18 protein-coding genes are annotated in these 18,576 nt (G+C 73.0%); 10 read left to right on the forward strand and 8 right to left on the reverse strand.

Annotation, left to right across the window (positions count from 1 at the left end):
• Window positions 1-12 precede the first annotated feature (12 nt).
• The gene (locus AC3CH1_RS17790; protein ID WP_488463840.1) at window positions 13-1,140 is read right to left on the reverse strand and encodes a magnesium and cobalt transport protein CorA; all 1,128 of its coding nucleotides are present in this window, start codon (window positions 1,138-1,140) and stop codon (window positions 13-15) included.
• A gap of 445 nt (window positions 1,141-1,585) precedes the next feature.
• On the opposite strand from AC3CH1_RS17790, the gene AC3CH1_RS17795 reads away from it, so the two are divergent.
• The 4 genes from AC3CH1_RS17795 to AC3CH1_RS17810 all read left to right on the forward strand — a co-directional run bounded on the left by AC3CH1_RS17795 (window position 1,586) and on the right by AC3CH1_RS17810 (window position 4,711).
• Window positions 1,586-2,200 carry a suppressor of fused domain protein gene (locus AC3CH1_RS17795; RefSeq protein ID WP_488463841.1) on the forward strand — a complete coding sequence of 205 codons (615 nt, stop codon included), beginning with the start codon at window positions 1,586-1,588 and terminating at the stop codon, window positions 2,198-2,200.
• 43 nt (window positions 2,201-2,243) lie between these two features.
• A complete protein-coding gene (locus AC3CH1_RS17800) occupies window positions 2,244-2,921 on the forward strand; it encodes a DUF6758 family protein (protein WP_488463842.1) in 678 nt (225 codons plus the stop codon).
• A gap of 167 nt (window positions 2,922-3,088) precedes the next feature.
• Window positions 3,089-3,955 (forward strand): PHP domain-containing protein, encoded by an 867-nt coding sequence (locus AC3CH1_RS17805; protein WP_488463843.1) that lies wholly within the window; start codon window positions 3,089-3,091, stop codon window positions 3,953-3,955.
• Window positions 3,956-4,105: 150 nt separating this feature from the next.
• The gene (locus tag AC3CH1_RS17810; protein WP_488463844.1) at window positions 4,106-4,711 is read left to right on the forward strand and encodes a MarC family protein; all 606 of its coding nucleotides are present in this window, start codon (window positions 4,106-4,108) and stop codon (window positions 4,709-4,711) included.
• 116 nt (window positions 4,712-4,827) lie between these two features.
• Here the strand turns inward: AC3CH1_RS17810 and AC3CH1_RS17815 are convergent, their stop codons facing one another.
• A complete protein-coding gene (locus AC3CH1_RS17815) occupies window positions 4,828-4,980 on the reverse strand; it encodes a hypothetical protein (RefSeq protein ID WP_097870088.1) in 153 nt (50 codons plus the stop codon).
• A gap of 207 nt (window positions 4,981-5,187) precedes the next feature.
• On the opposite strand from AC3CH1_RS17815, the gene AC3CH1_RS17820 reads away from it, so the two are divergent.
• Window positions 5,188-6,099: an NYN domain-containing protein gene (locus tag AC3CH1_RS17820; protein ID WP_361883508.1), complete on the forward strand. Its 912-nt coding sequence runs from the start codon at window positions 5,188-5,190 to the stop codon at window positions 6,097-6,099.
• 73 nt (window positions 6,100-6,172) lie between these two features.
• On the opposite strand, the gene AC3CH1_RS17825 is transcribed toward AC3CH1_RS17820, so the two are convergent.
• Together AC3CH1_RS17825 and AC3CH1_RS17830 are read right to left on the reverse strand one after the other, a co-directional pair.
• Entirely contained in the window at window positions 6,173-7,030 is an 858-nt protein-coding gene (locus AC3CH1_RS17825) for an alpha/beta fold hydrolase (protein WP_488463845.1), read from the reverse strand.
• 161 nt (window positions 7,031-7,191) lie between these two features.
• Window positions 7,192-9,441, reverse strand: a complete 2,250-nt coding sequence (locus AC3CH1_RS17830; RefSeq protein ID WP_488463846.1) for a DEAD/DEAH box helicase — start codon at window positions 9,439-9,441, stop codon at window positions 7,192-7,194.
• 474 nt (window positions 9,442-9,915) lie between these two features.
• Between AC3CH1_RS17830 and AC3CH1_RS17835 the strand changes: the two genes are divergently transcribed.
• On the forward strand, window positions 9,916-10,662 hold the full coding sequence (locus AC3CH1_RS17835; protein WP_007446800.1) for a ferritin-like fold-containing protein: 747 nt from the start codon (window positions 9,916-9,918) through the stop codon (window positions 10,660-10,662).
• A gap of 7 nt (window positions 10,663-10,669) precedes the next feature.
• Here AC3CH1_RS17835 and AC3CH1_RS17840 read toward each other — a convergent pair whose 3' ends face one another.
• The 4 genes from AC3CH1_RS17840 to AC3CH1_RS17855 all read right to left on the reverse strand — a co-directional run bounded on the left by AC3CH1_RS17840 (window position 10,670) and on the right by AC3CH1_RS17855 (window position 12,540).
• A complete protein-coding gene (locus AC3CH1_RS17840) occupies window positions 10,670-10,942 on the reverse strand; it encodes a hypothetical protein (protein WP_488463847.1) in 273 nt (90 codons plus the stop codon).
• Window positions 10,943-11,147: 205 nt separating this feature from the next.
• The gene (locus AC3CH1_RS17845; protein WP_003966467.1) at window positions 11,148-11,375 is read right to left on the reverse strand and encodes a DUF3107 domain-containing protein; all 228 of its coding nucleotides are present in this window, start codon (window positions 11,373-11,375) and stop codon (window positions 11,148-11,150) included.
• A gap of 140 nt (window positions 11,376-11,515) precedes the next feature.
• Complete coding sequence (locus AC3CH1_RS17850) at window positions 11,516-12,157, reverse strand: TetR/AcrR family transcriptional regulator (protein ID WP_488463848.1); 642 nt, start codon at window positions 12,155-12,157, stop codon at window positions 11,516-11,518.
• Window positions 12,158-12,324: 167 nt separating this feature from the next.
• Window positions 12,325-12,540 carry a hypothetical protein gene (locus AC3CH1_RS17855; protein ID WP_488463849.1) on the reverse strand — a complete coding sequence of 72 codons (216 nt, stop codon included), beginning with the start codon at window positions 12,538-12,540 and terminating at the stop codon, window positions 12,325-12,327.
• 111 nt (window positions 12,541-12,651) lie between these two features.
• Here AC3CH1_RS17855 and AC3CH1_RS17860 point away from each other — a divergent pair, with 111 nt between their 5' ends.
• From AC3CH1_RS17860 to AC3CH1_RS17875, 4 genes are all read left to right on the forward strand, one after another.
• Window positions 12,652-13,617, forward strand: coding sequence for an alpha/beta fold hydrolase (locus AC3CH1_RS17860; RefSeq protein ID WP_488463850.1), 966 nt, complete (start codon window positions 12,652-12,654; stop codon window positions 13,615-13,617).
• A gap of 8 nt (window positions 13,618-13,625) precedes the next feature.
• Window positions 13,626-15,071, forward strand: a complete 1,446-nt coding sequence (locus tag AC3CH1_RS17865) for a DUF3152 domain-containing protein (RefSeq protein WP_488463851.1) — start codon at window positions 13,626-13,628, stop codon at window positions 15,069-15,071.
• Between the two features lie 231 nt (window positions 15,072-15,302).
• The gene (locus AC3CH1_RS17870; protein WP_488463852.1) at window positions 15,303-17,192 is read left to right on the forward strand and encodes a DUF3492 domain-containing protein; all 1,890 of its coding nucleotides are present in this window, start codon (window positions 15,303-15,305) and stop codon (window positions 17,190-17,192) included.
• A gap of 127 nt (window positions 17,193-17,319) precedes the next feature.
• Window positions 17,320-18,486: a hypothetical protein gene (locus tag AC3CH1_RS17875; protein ID WP_488463853.1), complete on the forward strand. Its 1,167-nt coding sequence runs from the start codon at window positions 17,320-17,322 to the stop codon at window positions 18,484-18,486.
• The last annotated feature ends 90 nt before the right edge of the window (window positions 18,487-18,576 follow it).

The raw sequence follows: 18,576 nt of genomic DNA on the forward strand, positions 1-18,576 counted from the left end.
CGAGGCCGGCACTCAGAGCCAGCCGTTGCGCTTGAGGATGCGGTGGATGGAGAAACAGACCACCCCGATGACGCCGAGCACCAGCGGATAGCCGTACTTCCACTGGAGCTCGGGCATGTGGTCGAAGTTCATGCCATAGACACCGCAGATCATCGTCGGCACGGCGATGATCGCCGCCCAGGAGGTGATCTTGCGCATGTCCTCGTTCTGCGTGACGGTCGCCTGCGCCAGATTCGCCTGGAGGATCGAGTTCAGCAGTTCGTCGAAGCCGAGGACCTCCTCCTGGACCCGGGCGAGGTGGTCGGCGACGTCGCGGAAGTACTTCTGGATGTCGGGGTCGATCAGCCGCATCGGGCGCTCGCTCAGCAGCTGCATCGGCCGCAGCAGGGGAGAGACGGCCCGCTTGAACTCCAGCACCTCGCGCTTGAGCTGGTAGATCCGGCCCGCGTCCGAACCGCGCGGGCTGCCCTTGGCCGGGGTGGAGAAGACATCGATCTCCACCTCGTCGATGTCGTCCTGCACCGCCTCGGCGACCGCGATGTACCCGTCGACCACATGGTCGGCGATGGCGTGCAGCACGGCGGAGGGGCCCTTGGCGAGCAGCTCCGGATCGTCCTGGAGGCGGTGGCGCAGGGCGCGCAGGGAGCCCTGGCCGCCGTGCCGGACGGTGATGACGAAGTCCCGGCCGGTGAAGCACATCACCTCGCCGGTCTCCACGACCTCGCTGGTCGCGGTCAGTTCGGCGTGCTCCACGTAGTGGATCGTCTTGAAGACGGTGAACAGCGTGTCGTCGTAGCGCTCCAGCTTGGGCCGCTGGTGGGCGTGGACGGCGTCCTCGACGGCCAGCGGGTGCAGCCCGAACTCCCGCGCGATGCCCGCGAATTCGGCCTCGGTCGGCTCGTGCAGACCGATCCACGCGAAGCCGCCCTTCTCCCGGACCTGGAGCATCGCCTCGTGCGGCGTCGGGGTCGCGGGCGTCACCAGCCGGCGGCCGTCGCGGTAGACGGCGCAGTCGACGACGGCGCTGGAGGCGGACGGGTCGCGGGTGGTGTCGTACGCGCTGTAGGGGGCGCTGTTCTTGCGGAGGGACGGGCGCAGGGACGGGCGCACGGCGGCGCGCAGGTCACGGATCATCGACATGGCTGGCTCCTTCACGGAGGGCCGTCGGCGAGGGCGTGGAACAGCCCGGAACGAGGACGTGTGCTCACGTCCGCAAAGCGGGCGGCACCGCGCGGGCGCGATGACGGCGTTCGCTACAGACAGGCAAAAACGAAGGGCTCTTCCGTCGCGCGAACTGCTGTCGAGGAGTCATCCGGATACGACGGCGATGTCGGCACCGGGCGACCGACGAGGCGTCGGATCAACGGCACATAAGAGGCACGGAAGAGCGGTTGGTACTGCACGGTCGACTTGGATCCATAGCAGTCCCCACCTCCTCCGGCCGGTCCCCCGTGGGGGACGACATGTCGTCGGGACGAAGAAGAGCAACGCTTCTGCGTGCTGTCCCGACCGGCGGCCAGGCTATCAGCCACCCAAGGCCCAATCCCGTACTTTGCCCATTCCCTACGCGATCTATGCTCGCGGGATGGCAGAAATTCTCGCTCTGGTCGAGGCCCGGCTCATCTCCGCCCTCGGGGAACCGGACGCCCGCGCCGACGTGACGTTCCTGGGCACCGACCGCGTCGAGGTGCTGCGCTTCCTCGACGGCGACGTGGTCCGCTACGCGACGCTCGGCATGTCCGGTCAGCCGATGGCCGACCCCACCTCCCCGCTCGCCGACCCGGTGAAGGGCCCCCGTGCCGAGCTGATCCTCTCCGTACGGGGCGGAGTCGCCGACACCGACCAGGTGCTGCGCCCGCTCGCCGTGCTGGCCGCTTCCCCCCAGGTCGAGGGGGTGATCGTGGCCGCCGGCGCCTCGCTGGACCTGGGGGAGCCGCTGTGGACCGGGGCGCCGTTCACCTCGGTGCTGGTCGCGGAGTCCGGCGGTCTGGTGGAGGACCTGGAGCTGGACGAGCCGATGGACCCGGTGCGCTTCCTGCCGCTGCTGCCGATGACGCACAACGAGGCCGCCTGGAAGCGGGTGCGCGGCGCGCAGGAGCTCCAGGAGCGGTGGCTGGCGCACGGTACGGACCTGCGCGACCCGCTGCGCACGTCCGTAGTCCTGGACCAGCCGGGCCCGAGCCACGCTGCGGACGGGTGATCGTCCTTGACGCGAGGACCGGCGGGGAGGACGGTTGGTCCCTATGAGGGGCGAACCCAGTTGCCCGAAGTGCGGTGGCCGGGTCAGGGCGCCCGGTCTCTTCGCCGACGCCTGGCAGTGCTCCGTGCACGGCCAGGTCCACCCGATGCAGCCGGTCATCCCGCCGAGCGTCGAAGGTCTCGGCGTCGTGGTGCACCGCGCCCAGGTTCCCGTCTGGATGCCCTGGCCGCTCCCCGTCGGCTGGCTGTTCACCGGGGTCGCCAGCGCGGGCGACGACCGCAGCGGCGGCCGAGCGAGCGCCGTGGCCTGCTCCGGGCCCGGGCCGCTGGGCGGGATGGGCGAGCTGCTGCTGGTCGCCGAGGAGCTGGGCGTCGGGCTCGGCGCGCGGTACGCCGGGATCGACGGCCCGGACCCCGGCCGCCACCTGGACGTCGACTCCGCCCCCGACGCCAAGGTCCACGCCGCCGGCCGCCCCACCCCCCTCTGGCACGTCAGGAACGCTCCGCCGGACCGCGCCGTCTTCGCGGGCGAGGCGCGGGGGCTCTGGCTGTGGGCGATCCTGTGGCCCGAGCAGTCGGGGCTGCTGATGTACGACGAGCTGGTCCTCACCGACCTGCGGGACGCCGGGGGAGAGGTGGACCTCGTCCCCTGCGGCGCGCTCACCCCCCGTCTGCTGACCGCCCCCGAGGCGCCGCCCCGGCAGGCGACGGGCGAGCGGTAGCGGCGTCGAGCACGGCCGAGGGCGAGCGCGGCTTCGGCGCGCGGGCCCGTGAGCCGGGTCCGGGAGCCGGGTCCGGGAGCCGGGTCCGTGAGCGGCCGGACGCCCCGCGTGCGGCGGTTATCCTTGAGCAGTCCCCCGTCCGCCCGCGAGCCCCGGAGTCAAGCGTCGTGCGCATCGACCTGCACACCCACTCCACCGCGTCGGACGGCACGGACACCCCCGCCGAGCTGGTCGCGAACGCCGCCGCCGCGGGGCTGGACGTCGTCGCGCTCACCGACCACGACACCGTGGGCGGCCACAAACAGGCCATCGACGCGCTGCCCGAGGGGCTCACCCTCGTCACCGGCGCCGAACTCTCCTGCCGCGTCGACGGCGTGGGCCTGCACATGCTGGCCTACCTCTTCGACCCCGCCGACGCCGAGCTGGAGCGCGCCCGGGAACTCGTCCGCGACGACCGGGTGCCGCGCGCCCAGGAGATGGTCCGCAAGCTGCGCGCCCTCGACGTCCCCATCACCTGGGAGCAGGTGGCCCGCATCGCCGGGGACGGCTCGGTCGGTCGCCCGCACGTCGCCGCCGCCCTCGTCGAACTCGGCGTCGTACCCACGGTCTCCGACGCCTTCACGTCCGACTGGCTGGGTACCGGCGGCCGGGCGTACGCGGACAAGCACGAGTTCGACCCCTTCGAGGCGATCCGCCTGGTGAAGGCGGCGGGCGGGGTCACCGTCTTCGCCCACCCGGCCGCCGTGAAACGCGGCGCGGTGGTCCCCGAGTCCACGATCGTCGCGCTCGCCGAAGCCGGTCTCGACGGCGTCGAGGTCGACCACATGGACCACGACGAGCCCGCCCGGGCCCGACTGCGCGGCCTCGCCCGCGAGCTGGGGCTGCTCACGACCGGCTCCAGCGACTACCACGGCACCCGGAAACCCGTCGCGCTCGGCGCGTGCACCACCGACCCCGAGATCTACGGCGAGATCACCCGGCGCGCCACAGGAGCCTTCCCGGTGCCTGGCGCCGGCGGAACCGGTCCCCGCTAGGCCCTGTCGTCGAACTCCCGTCCGGCCCGCACCACCTTCCGCGCTCCCCGCGCGCTCCTGTGCGTACCGCCGCGTGCCCGACACGACGACGGCCGCCGCCCGGACCCCGCGCCCCTCCGTACCGCCCGCTCTTCTCTCGCAAGGCTCACTGTGTTCGACGTCGCTGTCTTCGGATCCCTTTTTCTCACCCTATTCGTGATCATGGACCCGCCCGGGATCACGCCGATCTTCCTCGCGCTGACCGCGGGCCGCCCCGCCAAGGTGCAGCGCAAGATGGCGCTCCAGGCGGTCATGGTCGCGTTCGGCGTGATCGCCGTCTTCGGTCTGCTCGGTCAGCAGATCCTCGACTATCTGCACGTCTCCGTACCCGCCCTGATGATCGCGGGCGGGCTCCTGCTGCTGCTCATCGCGCTCGACCTGCTGACCGGCAAGACGGACGAGCCGGCGCAGACCAAGGACGTCAATGTGGCGCTCGTACCGCTGGGCATGCCGCTGCTGGCCGGGCCCGGCGCGATCGTCTCGGTCATCCTCGCGGTGCAGCACGCCGACGGCGTGGGCGGCCAGCTCTCGGTGTGGTCCGCGATCGTCGCCATGCATGTGGTGCTCTGGCTGGCCATGCGCTACTCGCTGGTCATCATCCGCGTGATCAAGGACGGCGGCGTGGTGCTGGTGACCCGGCTCGCGGGCATGATGCTCTCCGCCATCGCCGTCCAACAGATCATCAACGGCGTCACCCAGGTCATCCAGACCTCCTGACTCCCCCCGCGCACCACAGCGCCCCCGCACGGACGTTCCGTGCGGGGGCGCTTCGTCTTTAGCGGCGCAATGCGGTGAGGCGCGGGGCCTCGTCAGGGGTCATGAGCCCCGATGCGTTACGAAGCCGAACTGTCGGCCGGCCGGATGTAGAGGCGCTGGCCCGTAGCCGCGGCCTGCTGCACGATCCGGTTGACGGAGGCGGCGTCCACGACGGTGCTGTCCACGGCGGTACCGTCGACGTCGTCGAGTCGCATGATCTCGAAGCGCATAGGGCTTCCCTTCGTCTGATCCTCCTGCTGGAGAACTGCTGGCGCCGGTGGGGCGTCCCACCGGCAAGACTAGGAACGCGAGGTTTCCCTCGCGTTCCACATGGGTGACAACGGCTTGCCCCCTGCAAACATTCCCTACGCTAAGGAAATTTTTTGGATGTCTAAGTACCCGTTGGTAGTCACGCCACCACAGACCATGAGGTTCGCATGAACGAGGCGGACCCGCAGTCCTTCGGCGGAGCCGGTCTCGGCGCCCGCCTGGACCGCACCAACGAGCTGCTCCAGCGGATGCTCATCGAGGTCTCCAAGACCCCGTCGACGCACGCCATCTTCGTGGACGCCGGCTACGTGTACGCCGCGGCCGGGCTGCTCGTCACCGGCACCGAGGACCGGCGCTCCTTCGACCTCGACGCCGAAGGGCTGATCGAGGCCTTCATCGACAAGGCCCGCACGATCTTCGCGGACAGCAGGCTGCTGCGCGTCTACTGGTACGACGGGGCCCGCCGCCGCATCCACACCACCGAGCAGCAGGCCATCGCCGAACTCCCCGACGTCAAGGTGCGGCTCGGCAACCTCAACGCCAACAACCAGCAGAAGGGCGTCGACTCGCTCATCCGCACCGACCTCGAATCCCTCGCCCGGCACCGCGCCATCAGCGACGCGGCGCTCGTCGGCGGTGACGAGGACCTGGTCTCGGCGGTCGAGGCCGCCCAGGGCTACGGGGCGCGTGTGCACCTCTGGGGCATCGAGGCCGCCGACGGACGCAACCAGGCCGAACCGCTGCTGTGGGAGGTCGACAGCCAGCGCACCTTCGAACTCGACTTCTGCCGCCCCTACGTCACGCGGCGGCCCGTCACCACGTACGAGGACGACAGCCCGGCCCCCTCCCGGGAGGACGTCCGCTTCGTCGGCGCACAGATCGCGGCCGCCTGGCTCGCCGCGCGCGGCCGGGAGTCCCTGGCCGACCTGCTGCCCGGCCACCCCTATCTGCCGGGCTCCGTCGACCAGGACCTGTTGGTGGAGGCGGAACGCCTGCTCCAGCACTCGCTGCGCGGCCACGCGCACCTGCGACGGGCGCTCCGCGACGGCTTCTGGCAGCACCTGCAGTCGCAGTACTGACGGAAGAGGGGCGGCCGGCCGGTGGTGGTGCCTCCGACGACCGGCGGGACGCGTCGGGGGCGCCTCGGGCGCGTCAGACGGCCGGCAGACCGTCCCAGAACGCGGCCAGCGCCTTCGCGGTCTCCGACGGGCGGGCGGTGTTGGGGGAGTGCTCGGCGCCGGCGATCGTGGTGCGGCGGGCGCCGAGACGCAGCGCCATGGAGTCGAACAGCTCCACCGGCCACACGTCGTCGCGCTCCCCGGACAGGACGTGGACGGGCAGGCCGACGGCGGCCAGCTCGTCCACCCGGTCCGGTTCGGCGGCCAGTTGGGCCCCGGTGGCGATCAACTGGGCGGGGTGGTGGGCGAGCCAGCGGTGGCGCATGTCCGCACCGTCGCCGGTGTCCGCGTCCTGCGGCGGATCGAGTGCCCGCATCGCCTCCCACACCTCGTCCATGGACAGCACGGACAACGCGTCGCTCAGCATCCTCACCTTGTCCCGCTGGGCCGCGACGACCTCGGCGGGGCCCGAGGACATCAAGGTCAGCGAGCGGAACGGGGTGGCGTCCAGCAGTACGGCGGCGCGGGCGATCTGACCGCCGAGCGAGTGCCCGAGCAGGTGCAGCCGACCGTCCCCGTCGCCCAGAGCCGCCGCCTGGGCCAGTACATCGCGGGCCAACTCCGCCTGTGCGTAACTCTCCTGACGGTTCGTCCCCTTCGATTCGTACTGCCCCCGGCCGTCCACCGCGACCACCCGGTAGCCCGCCGCGCACAGCGGCTCCAGCAGCGCGATGAAGTCCTCCTTGCTGCCGGTGTATCCGGGCAGCAGCAGGGCGGTGGCCCGTTCCGGGGTACGCGGTACGGCGTCCAGGACGGCGAAGTCCCCGCGCTCGGTCTCAAGGACACGGGCGCGGGCACAGGGCGGCGGGGTGAAGGTGGGCGGGCGGCTCATACGGCGAGGCTATCCCCGCCGCACCCGTCCTCGCCTCACCGGGCAGCTCATCCGGCGAGAAGCGCCGGGAGGCCCTCACGGCGGCACCGGGCAGCGGAACGGCCCCGGCCCCCGCGTGCGCGGGGGCCGGGGCCGTAGGTGGTGCTGTATCGCCGTGAGCGTCAGCTCTCGGTCGTCGTCGCCGACGCCTTGCCCGCCGGGCGGGTGGCGCGACGGCGGCGCGGCTTCGTCTCGGCGGCGGCCTCGCTCACCACGGCCTCGGCCTCGGAGACCACGGCGGCCTCCTGGGTCGCGGTCGAGGTGACGCTGCGGGTGGCGCGGCGGCGGCGCGGCTTGGCGTCCGCCTCGGCGGCCGGGGCCTCGACGACGGGCTGCTCGACGGCTACTGCCTTCGCGGTGGCCTTCTTCGCCGTGGCCTTCGTGGCGACCTTCGCGGTGACCTTCTCCGTGGTCTCCGCGATCTCCTCCGTCTCCGCCTTCGCCCGGGACTTCGTCGTCCTGGTCGCCCGGGCCTTCGGCTCGGCCGACGCGGCCGCGGCCTTCGGCTCCGACTTGGCCTTCGTCGTGGCGCGGGCCGGACGACGACGCGTCTTCACGTCGGGCTCCGGCTCGGCGGCCGGGGCGATCTGGAAGTCGACCTCGTCGGCCGGCTTCACGACCCGGGTGCGGCGGCGGGGCTTGAGCGCCTTCGGCTCGGCGACCGGCTCCGCGACGCCCGCGGCGGCGGCCACGGTCTGGAACTCGGCCGGGGCCGGCGCGGCCGGAGCCGCGGCGACGGGCGAAGCCGTCTCCTCGGCCACCGGCTTCACGGCGGCACGGCTGCGACGGCGGCGCGGCTTGGTCTCCGGCACGGCCTCCGCGACCGGCTCGGCCACCGGTGCGGCCTCGATCACGGGTGCGGCCTCGGCCACCGGAGCGGGAACCACCGGCGCGGGAACCACCGGAGCCTCGGCGACGGCCACGGCCGCCTCGGTGACGGCGTCGGTGGCGCTGACGCGGGTACGGCGGCGACGGCGCGGCGTACGCGGCGCGTCGTCGGACGCCTCGGCACCGGCCGGTGCGACCGGGGCTGCTTCCTTGGCGGGTGCGGGCACCGTGGCGGCGCCCTCCTCCGCCGCGGAGCCGCCACGGGTGCGGCGGCGCTGACGCGGCGTACGGGTGCGGGGCTCGCGCTCCTCGCGGGCGGGGGCCGGTGCGGCGGCCTTGCGGCCGCGGCCGCCGGTCTCGCCGAGGTCCTCGACCTCCTCCGCGCGCAGACCGGCACGGGTCCGCTCGGCGCGCGGCAGCACACCCTTGGTGCCCGCCGGGATGCCGAGCTCCTCGAAGAGGTGCGGCGAGGTGGAGTACGTCTCGGGCGGGTCCGGGAACTTCAGGTCCAGGGCCTTGTTGATCAGCTGCCAGCGCGGGATGTCGTCCCAGTCGACCAGCGTGATCGCGATGCCCTTGGCGCCCGCGCGGCCGGTGCGGCCGATGCGGTGGAGGTAGGTCTTCTCGTCCTCCGGCGACTGGTAGTTGACGACGTGGGTCACACCCTCGACGTCGATACCGCGCGCGGCGACGTCGGTGCAGACCAGCACGTCGACCTTGCCGTTGCGGAAGGCGCGCAGCGCCTGCTCGCGGGCGCCCTGGCCGAGGTCGCCGTGGACCGCGCCGGAGGCGAAGCCGCGCTTCTCCAGCTGCTCGGCGATGTCGGCCGCCGTGCGCTTCGTACGGCAGAAGATCATCGCGAGCCCGCGGCCGTCGGCCTGGAGGATGCGGGAGAGCATCTCCGGCTTGTCCATGTTGTGGGCGCGGTAGACGTGCTGGACCGTGTTCTTCACGGTCGTGCCCTCGTCGTCGGGCGACGTGGCGTTGATGTGCGTCGGCTGCGACATGTAGCGGCGCGCGAGGCTGATGACGGCGCCGGGCATGGTGGCCGAGAACAGCATCGTCTGACGCTTGGGCGGCAGCATCGTGATGATGCGCTCGACGTCGGGCAGGAAGCCCAGGTCCAGCATCTCGTCGGCCTCGTCGAGGACGAGCCCGCGGATGTGGGAGAGGTCGAGCTTGCGCTGGCCCGCCAGGTCCAGGAGACGGCCCGGGGTGCCGACGATCACGTCGACGCCCTTCTTGAGGGCCTCGACCTGGGGCTCGTACGCCCGGCCGCCGTAGATCGCGAGAACGCGGACGTTACGGACCTTGCCGGCCGTGAGCAGGTCGTTGGTGACCTGCTGGCACAGCTCGCGGGTGGGGACGACGACGAGCGCCTGCGGCGCGTCGGTCAGCTGCTCGGGCTTGGCGCGGCCCGCCTCGACGTCGGCGGGGACGGTCACACGCTCCAGGAGCGGGAGGCCGAAGCCGAGCGTCTTGCCGGTGCCGGTCTTGGCCTGGCCGATGACGTCCGAGCCGGAGAGCGCTACGGGGAGCGTCATCTCCTGGATGGGGAAGGGGGACGTGATGCCGACAGCCTCAAGGGCTTCGGCCGTCTCGGAAAGAATACCGAGGTCGCGGAACGTAGTCAGGGTGCTGCCTCTTCTGTGAGACGCGGTCCGAGGCGAACGCTGGGGGTCGTACCGTGCCGGGGTTGGTCATCCGGCCGTGGATGGGCCGGGTGGCGCGGGACCACTGCCGTCGCTCGAGCGCTCGTGCCGCTGAGGGGGCCCCTCAGCTGCGGTCGTACGTGTCGTACGCACCGCGTGGAGGGCTGTCGGGTCGGAGCCGATCGGGCCACCGACCGGGCATCCTCATTCAAGGGCGCGCCTCTGGCACAGCACAGTGCTCAGTAAGCGCAATACCACTGTACCCCGGATTCGCGCATGTGTGTTGGACGAATTCATCGGAACGGTATGAGGTCCCCGGCTGACCAGGCCCTTCCGCCCTGCGCGGAGCGGGCTATCGTTCCGTTCATGGAGACGCCTGACCACGCCACTGAGACCCCCGCCGAAGCTTCCGCAGCCACCGGGATCGCCGCCCAGGACTGGGCCACCGCGGCAGCCGACCCGCAGTACCGCGCCGCGGTCGTGGACCTGCTCGGCGCCCTCGCCTACGGAGAGCTGGCGGCCTTCGAGCGGCTGGCGGAGGACGCGAAGCTCGCGCCGACACTCGGCGACAAGGCGGAGCTGGCGAAGATGGCCGCTGCCGAGTTCCACCACTTCGAGCAGCTCAACCAGCGGCTCACCGCCGTGGACGAGGACCCCACCGCCGCGATGGAGCCCTTCGCCAAGGCGCTCGACGACTTCCACCGCCAGACGGCGCCGTCCGACTGGCTGGAGGGCCTGGTCAAGGCGTACGTCGGCGACTCGATCGCGAGTGACTTCTACCGCGAGGTCGCGGCCCGGCTCGACACCGACACCCGGTCCCTGGTGCTGTCCGTGCTCGACGACACGGGCCACGGGAACTTCGCCGTGGAGAAGGTGCGCGCCGCGATCGAGGCCGACCCGCGGCTCGGCGGACGGCTCGCCCTGTGGGCGCGTCGGCTGATGGGCGAGGCGCTGTCGCAGGCCCAGCGGGTGGTCGCCGACCGCGACGCCCTCTCGACGATGCTGGTGGGCGGCGTCGCGGACGGCTTCGACCTGGCCGAGGTGGGCCGGATGTTCTCCCGGATCACCGAGGCCCACACCAAGCGGATGGCCGCGCTGGGACTGGCCGCGTAACACCCGGCTACTGGGCCGCCGCCGACCGGCCGAGGCGGCGGCCGCGTGGTCGGATCAGGAGCGACAGCGTCACCGCCCCGACGGACACGGCTCCGATCAGCGTCGTCAGGACGTGGCCGGTACCCAGCGCGGCATGCGTCAGATACGCGCCGAACAAGGCGCCCAGCGCGCCCGTGAGATATACCGCACGGCCGGACGGCAGTCGGTCGGCCAGTGATCGGAGCGCCGCCCAGGACAGGGCGAGTCCGAGGACGGCGGCGCCGAAGGATTCCCAGATCACAGAGGATCACCTCGCGAGGGGTGTGCGGGGCGGGCAAATCGGTCGTAGGCGGTACTACCCCCAGCTCGTGAGGAGCAACCCTCCGGCGGACCGTTCCGACCCGTACGGGATCCGGGACGGGCAGAGAGACCGGCGGAAAAACACAGGAGCGGCCCGGCGGGGACATCCCCGCCGGGCCGCTCCTGTGATCAACGCGTCCGGTGGACTACAGCGTCCCGAACCCCACCCGCCGGGTGGTCGGCTCACCGATCTCCACATACGCGATCCGGTCGGCCGGCACCAGGACCTTGCGGCCCTTGTCGTCCGTGAGGCTGAGCAGCTCCGCCTTGCCGCCCAGTGCCGCGGCGACCGCGCTCTCGACGTCCTCGGCGGAAAGCCCGCTCTCCAGAACGATCTCGCGGGGCGTGTGCTGCACCCCGATCTTGACCTCCACGGCTATGTCCCTCCGACGGTCAGTCCTCGCGCGGCGAACCGCGCCGTACGCAGCCACATTAGCCCGGCGGGAGCGGGGCTCAGGGCCCGACCGGCAACGCCCGCAGCGAACACGGCGGCAGGCGTCCCCCGCCGGAGGGCTCAGGTCTGGTCGGCGCCGTGCAGCGGGAAGCCCGCGATGCCCCGCCAGGCCAGCGAGGTGAGGAGCTGGACGGCCGTGTCGCGGGGGATGGTGGACCGGCTGGAGAGCCAGTAGCGGGCCACGACCTGGGAGACCCCGCCGAGGCCCACGGCCAGCAGCATGGACTCGTCCTTGGACAGCCCGGTGTCCCCGGCGATCACGTCGGAGATGGCCTCGGCGCACTGGAGGGACACCCGGTCGACCCGCTCGCGCACGGCGGGCTCGTTGGTCAGGTCGGACTCGAAGACCAGCCGGAACGCGCCGCCCTCGTCCTCCACGTACGCGAAGTAGGCGTCCATCGTCGCCTCGACGCGCAGCTTGTTGTCCGTCGTGGAGGCCAGCGCCGTGCGCACGGCCTGGAGCAGGGACTCGCAGTGCTGGTCGAGCAGGGCCAGGTAGAGCTCCAGCTTTCCGGGGAAGTGCTGGTAGAGCACCGGCTTGCTGACTCCGGCCCGCTCGGCGATGTCGTCCATCGCGGCGGAGTGGTAGCCCTGTGCGACGAAGACCTCCTGTGCGGCGCCCAGCAGCTGATTGCGCCGGGCGCGGCGGGGAAGGCGTGTACCCCGCGGGCGCGCGGCCTCTGTCTGCTCGATGGCTGTCACGCCGCCTCCCAAATATGTGTTCCAGCACAGCCGGTCCGTGCACGCTGCGCCGTACAGCCATCGTACTTTTGGGTAACCCGGGTATGCGCGGCGCGGACGCAGAATTTCATGGACCGGACGGCTGTGGAAGCCACAGTTCTCCCTGGTCGTGAGCAAACCGGGGCGTACTACCGGTAATCGTCCTCATCGAAGGGAATCACCCTGCGCTGTTCCGCCACATCGGCCTCATTGGCGGTGCCCGGCTCGACGCTCTCCGCCCGATCGTCGTCCTCGGGCCGGACATCCGTGCGCTGCTCGGCGGCGTCGGCCTCCGGGGCCTCGGGCCCCGCCTCGTCCGGTTCGGCGTTCTCGAAGGTGTCCGGGTCGCTCGGGTCGACCGTCATGTCGCAGCTCCCTTCCTTCCCTGAAGCGTAGGAGCTACCCGCCTACCCCGCGATGCGGCCTGTGATAGCGAACACATGAATGGGGGCGTGATCGTCTCGTAACATTGCCGTATGTCTTCGACCGAGCTGCCGGGTGTCCAGGCCGCCGCCGCCGCGGTGGCTCCCACGGTCAGTGCCGTCCGGGTCGCCGACGGCGAACGGCTGCGCTCCGTGTCGCTGCCGGGGATCGGCCTGAACGTCCGCTGCCGGCCGGGCGACCGGACCGGACTGCCCCCCGCGCTGTACGTGCACGGGCTCGGCGGCTCGTCGCAGAACTGGTCCGCGCTGATGCCGCTGCTGTCCGACCTGGTCGACGGCGAGGCGGTCGACCTGCCCGGATTCGGGGACTCGCCGCCGCCGGACGACGGCAACTACTCGGTGACCGGGCACGCCCGTGCGGTGATCCGGCTGCTGGACGCGGAGGAGCGGGGGCCCGTCCACCTGTTCGGCAATTCGCTGGGCGGCGCCGTCGCCACCCGGGTCGCCGCGGTCCGCCCCGACCTGGTGCGCACCCTCACCCTGATCTCGCCCGCCCTGCCGGAGTGGCGGGTGCAGCGACCCGCCGTCCCGACCGGCCTCCTCGCGGTGCCGGGAATCGCATCCCTGTTCGCCCGACTGACGAAGGGCTGGACGGCGGAGCAGCGGACGCGCGGAGTCATGGCACTCTGTTACGGCGATCCGGCACGGGTCTCCGACGAAGCCTTCCGCAACGCGGTGGCCGAGATGGAGCGACGGCTGGAGCTGCCGTACTTCTGGGACGCGATGACGCGTTCGGCCCGGGGCCTCGTCGACGCGTACACCCTGGGCGGCCAGCACGGACTGTGGCGCCAGGCCGAGCGGGTGCTCGCACCGACCCAGCTCGTGTACGGCGGACGGGACCAGCTCGTCTCGTACCGGATGGCACGCAGGGCGTCCGCGGCCTTCCGCGGCGCCCGGCTGCTGACGCTGCCCGACGCGGGGCACGTGGCGATGATGGAGTACCCGGAGACGGTCGCCCAGGCGTTCCGGGAACTGCTGGACGATTGCGGCGGGAGCTGATCCGGGGCGTGGGACGACACAGTCGAAAGGGCTCCGGGGCGATCCGCCCGGACGCGGCCGCGACGGAACCGGGCGGCGAGCGCGCCGCGGCGAGGCCCGCGGTCGGCGGCGGCCGGCGCAGGCGGACCGCTCCCACGCCGACCGGTGACGGGCGGGGCCCGTTCTCCGCCGACGCTCCGCAGGTGCGCGGCGGCCACCCCGAACAGCGTGAGCGGGGCGGCGGCTGGGGCACCGGACCGGTACCCCGTTCCGACCAAGCGCCCGGCGCCCCCGCGCCCCACGGCGCCCCCCATCCCCAGCCGTCCCACCCGGGCCGCTACTCCGATCCGGACAGCGGGCCGGCCGCGCCCCAGGACACCGCCGCCCGGCAGCGGGCCGTGGCCCGCCAGGTGTCCGCCCAACGCGCGGCCCAGCGCGCCGCGGACGGCCGGGCGGCGCAGCAGCCGACGCCCGCCGGCCCCTCGGTGCCGGGCCCGCGTCGGGAGTTCGTCGACGCCTTCGACGCCGACGCCGCGCCGGGCGCACCCGCCGCGCCGCCGGCCGGACCTCCGGACGGCGTGGACGAGACCGACACCGACACCGACACCGACACCGAGGCTGAGGCCGGGGAGCCGGACGAACGCGCCGCGACCCGGGGTGGCAAGGGGCGGACGTTCACCGGCATCGCCGCCGCCGCGGTGACCACCGTGCTCGCGGTCGTGGTGGCCGGTCAGGTCGCCGAGGACTCCGGTGACCGTGCGGCCGCCGCGCGCGCCGCCGAGGTGGAGCGGCAGGGCCCGGGCGACGCTGCCTCGCGCTCCGACGCCCGACCGACCCCGCAGCGGCCCTCGGTGAAGCCCGAGGTCAAACCCCTCTCGTACGCGGACAAGATGGCGCAGCCGTTTCCGCTCGCCGCGGACCTGAAGGCGAGTGGCACGTTCGAGGCGGTGCCCGGGCTCGCGAAGGCCCCGGGGAAGGGGCAGAAGCACCGCTACCGGATCGATGTGGAGAAGGGCCTCGGCCTCGACGCCGGTCTGTTCGCCGAAGCCGTGCAGAAGACGCTCAACGACGACCGGAGCTGGGCGCACAACGGCGCGATGACCTTCGAGCGCATCTCGTCGGGGACCCCGGACTTCGTGATCACGCTCGCCAGCCCCGGGACCACCGGCGACTGGTGTGCCAAGTCCGGTCTCGACACCACGGTCGACAACGTCTCCTGTGATTCCGCCGCGACCGACCGCGTCATGATCAACGCCTATCGCTGGGCACAGGGCGCCGCCACCTTCGGCCCGGACAAACTGCTGCCCTACCGTCAGATGCTCATCAATCACGAGGTCGGCCACCGCCTGCACCACAACCACGTGAACTGCCGCACCCCCGGCGCCCTGGCTCCGGTCATGCAGCAGCAGACCAAGACCCTTGAGATCGACGGCATCAAGTGCAAGCCCAACCCGTGGGTGCACCCCACCGGTTGACCCCGGCACGCGCGGCCCGCAAGGGGCTGGCCCGGGCCTGACTCTCCGTAACAACCGACCGCTGTATCGCGACGGAACGCGACCGGGGCGGGAAAGTTACGACGGTTCACCCCTTTCGGTGGCGCGACGGACAACCGTCCGTCGCGCCACCGACGTATCCGCTTACGGTCGTCCCGCTGCGAGTCGCCATTTCAACGGCGGCCGCCCACAAGGGAGATCGGGGGTGTAATCGTGCGGATCGGACTGCTCACCGACGGTGGCTATCCGTATGCGACCGGTGAGTCCAGACTCTGGTGCGACCGACTGGTGCGCGGGCTGCCGCAGCACGAGTTCGACCTGTTCGCCCTGAGCCGCTCCGCCCACCAGGAGGACCAGGGCTGGGTCCGGCTGCCGCCCCAGGTCAGCCGGGTGCGCACCGCGCCGCTGTGGACCCCCGAGGACGGCACCCTGCGCGGCAGCGGCGAACGCGGCCTGCTGGCCCGGCTGGTGACCGGGGGCGAACAGTCCTACGGGCGGCGCGACCGCAGGCGGTTCACCGACCGCCTCACCGCCCTCGCCACCGCGATCTGCACCCCCGACGTGGCCGGTACGGGAGCGGGTGAGGGAATCGGCGCGGAGCTGTTCGCGGAAGGGCTCTACGGCCTCGCCGAGCTGGCCCGCGAGCGTGGCGGACTCCATCTCGCCCTGCGCTCCGAGGACACCGTCCGGATCCTGGAGGCCGCTTCCCGCGCCCGGGGCACCGGCCGCACCGTGCAGAGTGCCACCGTCCCCGACCACCTCGCCTTCGCCGCCGAACTGGAACGCGCGCTGCGCCCGCTCTCGCTGGACTGGTACGACCAGGAGAGCCTCGGAGCGGTCGACCTCTGCCATGCGGCCTCCGGCGCAGCGGCCGCGCTCCCGGGACTCCTGGCCAAACACTTTTTCGGGGTGCCGCTGCTGGTCACCGAGCACGGCGTCCCGCTGCGCGCGCACTACCTGGCCTCCCGCGACACCCCGTACGGAACCCCTGTGCGCGCCCTCCTCGCCGGCTTCCACCGCCGCCTCACCACCGAGGTCTACCGGCAGGCCGCCATCGTCACCCCCGGCAACACCCACGTCCGCCGCTGGCAGCAGCGCTGCGGAGCGGACCCCGCCAAGCAGCGCACGGTCTACCCGGGCATGGCGGCCGAGCGCTTCGGCCAGGTCGGCGAGGACGCCGAGCGCCTCGCCGCGGTCGGCGGGGGCGAAGGCGCGGGCGACCCCGACACGCTGGTCTGGGTCGGCAGAATCGAGCCCGCCAAGGACCTGATCGCCCTCCTCCACGCCTTCGCCGAGGTCCGCCGCGCCGAGCCCGGCGCCCGGCTGCGCGTCTTCGGCCCCCCGGCGGACGGCGACGAGGCCACCGCCTACCTCGCCCACTGCACGGCCCTGGCCGCCCAGCTCTTCCCGGACGAGGCCGTCGGCGCGCACACCGAGGGCGTCAGTCCGGTCACCTTCGAGGAGATCGGCGGCCCCGAGGTCCCCGACCTCGCCGAGGCCTACGGCGCGGGCGGCGTGATCGTGCTGTCCAGCGTCGTCGAGGGCTTCCCGGTCAGCCTCGTCGAAGCCATGTTCTGCGGCCGGGCCACCGTCTCCACCGACGTGGGAGCGGTCGTCGAAGTCATCGGCGGCACCGGCCTGGTGGTGCCCCCGCGCAACCCCAAGGCGCTCGCCGACGCCTGCGTCGCCCTGCTGCGCGACCCCGAGCGTCGAGCACGCCTGGGCGCCGCCGCAAGGGCCCGCGCGCTCGAACTCTTCACCGTCGAACAGAACCTCGCGGCATTTCGCGGCATTTACCTGGAGCTGATCTCGCACACCCCGGTGCGCCGCGAGGCCGACACCTTGGACGCCCATGGCGACCCGCTGCCCTTCGCCACCCCGCCGGAGGCCCGCCTCCTCGGCCACTGGATGCAGTCCGGGCCGCATCTCCGTCCACGGCCGGGCCCGGAGCAGTCCGACGCCTCCGTGCCGGGCCGGGCGTCCGCGCCCGGGAGCCGACTGCCGGCCGGGCCCGGGGAGCCCGAGCCGCAGCAAACGCGGGAGCCGGAGCCCGAGGGCGTCTGCGCGATCGCGTCCGGACCGGCGGGGGACGGCGATGCGTGACCAACCGGCCTTCCACGAACTGGCTGTGCATGAACCGGCTGTGCATGAACCGGCTTTGCACGAACCGGCCTTCCACGAAGCGAGCTTCCCCGGCCCCGGAGGCCGCCCCGACCACGGAGACCCCCCGATGACCCGTCCGGACGACCCGGCGACCCCCGCTGCCGCCCCGGAACGCCCCGCGGAGATCCGGCCTCGCACCACGGCGCGCCGGGTGCCGGGCGCCGCCGCCCGCCGGGGCCCGGCCGACCCGGTGAAGTCCCTCCTGCACCACCACCGCGACCTGTGCGAACGGGCCGTGGACCCCCTGGAGATCGCCGCCGGACTGGAGGCGCACGGCCTCACCGACCGCACCGCCGCCCGCTACCGCCACCGGGACGTCTTCGCCCTCGCCGAGGAGCTGTACGCCCGCATCCCGCCCCGTACGCGGGAGCGCGTCGCCGACGGGCCTCCCGGCCCCGGTCCCGACACCGACGCGCGGGCCGCGTGGACGCTCCTCGCCCTGCTCCCGGGCGCCGCCTGCCTGGCGACCGCCGGGGTGCTCCGGATCACCGAGGGCGTCCTCGGCGACGGGACGCGGGCCCTCGTCACCGTCGTCGGCGCCGTCCTGGCCTGCCTGGCGCTCCGGGCGTGCCTGGGCCGGGGCCCGCTGCGCGCCCCCGACGGAGCGGGCCGCGCCGGGATGTACGGCTGCTGGCTGCTGAGCTACGCGGTGTACGGCGAGGAACTGCTCGCCCAGGTCATGACCGGCGGCCCGGACGGCCCCTGGGACGGCACCCCGGCCCCGCTGCTCGGTCTCGCCGCCGCCGTCGCCCCGGCCGCCTGGTGCGCCCACCTCTTCACCGTCAACGCCCACCGCAAACTGACCGGCAGCCGCGCCCTGGAGGAGTTCGGCGCGGGCGTGCGCCCCCTGCTCCTGGCGGCCGTCACCCTCTTCCTCGGTTCGCTGCTGCCCCTGCTGTACCTGGCCGACCTCGGCCTCGGCGGCGGCACGCCCGTCGCGGCCGTCGCCCTCGGGGTCCTGTTCTTCGTGGCCCGGCTGCTCGCCGCGCACGGGCTGCCCGAACCGGGCACCGTCGCGCTCGCCGCCGCCTGCGCCGTCGAGGCCGGGGCCCCGGCCCTCGTCCTCGCCGCCCGGCTCCCCGGACTCGAACCCCTCGCCCGGCCCGTGAACGCCCTCGTCTCGGCGGGCGGGACCGGAGCCGTGTCCGCCCTCGCGTGCGGCGGGGCCGCCGTCGGCCTCCTGCTGCACGCGGCGTTCGCGCTCTCCCGCGCCTCCGCCCACACCCGGACCTGAGCCCGCCCCACCGACCTGCCTCCGCCCACACCCGGACCTGAGCCGGCCCCACCGACGTACCACCGCCCGACCCACCGACGTACCTCCTCC

The organism is Streptomyces sp. MGP-P1, from assembly GCF_057766565.1.

What these genes read in the sequence shown, in the direction of transcription:
- AC3CH1_RS17790 (WP_488463840.1), bottom strand. Translation starts at nt 1,140, where the DNA reads ATGTCGATGATCCGTGACCTGCGCGCCGCCGTGCGCCCGTCCCTGCGC.
- AC3CH1_RS17795 (WP_488463841.1), top strand. Translation starts at nt 1,586, where the DNA reads ATGGCAGAAATTCTCGCTCTGGTCGAGGCCCGGCTCATCTCCGCCCTC.
- AC3CH1_RS17800 (WP_488463842.1), top strand. Translation starts at nt 2,244, where the DNA reads ATGAGGGGCGAACCCAGTTGCCCGAAGTGCGGTGGCCGGGTCAGGGCG.
- AC3CH1_RS17815 (WP_097870088.1), bottom strand. Translation starts at nt 4,980, where the DNA reads ATGCGCTTCGAGATCATGCGACTCGACGACGTCGACGGTACCGCCGTG.
- AC3CH1_RS17820 (WP_361883508.1), top strand. Translation starts at nt 5,188, where the DNA reads ATGAACGAGGCGGACCCGCAGTCCTTCGGCGGAGCCGGTCTCGGCGCC.
- AC3CH1_RS17825 (WP_488463845.1), bottom strand. Translation starts at nt 7,030, where the DNA reads ATGAGCCGCCCGCCCACCTTCACCCCGCCGCCCTGTGCCCGCGCCCGT.
- AC3CH1_RS17830 (WP_488463846.1), bottom strand. Translation starts at nt 9,441, where the DNA reads ATGACGCTCCCCGTAGCGCTCTCCGGCTCGGACGTCATCGGCCAGGCC.
- AC3CH1_RS17835 (WP_007446800.1), top strand. Translation starts at nt 9,916, where the DNA reads ATGGAGACGCCTGACCACGCCACTGAGACCCCCGCCGAAGCTTCCGCA.
- AC3CH1_RS17855 (WP_488463849.1), bottom strand. Translation starts at nt 12,540, where the DNA reads ATGACGGTCGACCCGAGCGACCCGGACACCTTCGAGAACGCCGAACCG.
- AC3CH1_RS17860 (WP_488463850.1), top strand. Translation starts at nt 12,652, where the DNA reads ATGTCTTCGACCGAGCTGCCGGGTGTCCAGGCCGCCGCCGCCGCGGTG.
- AC3CH1_RS17875 (WP_488463853.1), top strand. Translation starts at nt 17,320, where the DNA reads ATGACCCGTCCGGACGACCCGGCGACCCCCGCTGCCGCCCCGGAACGC.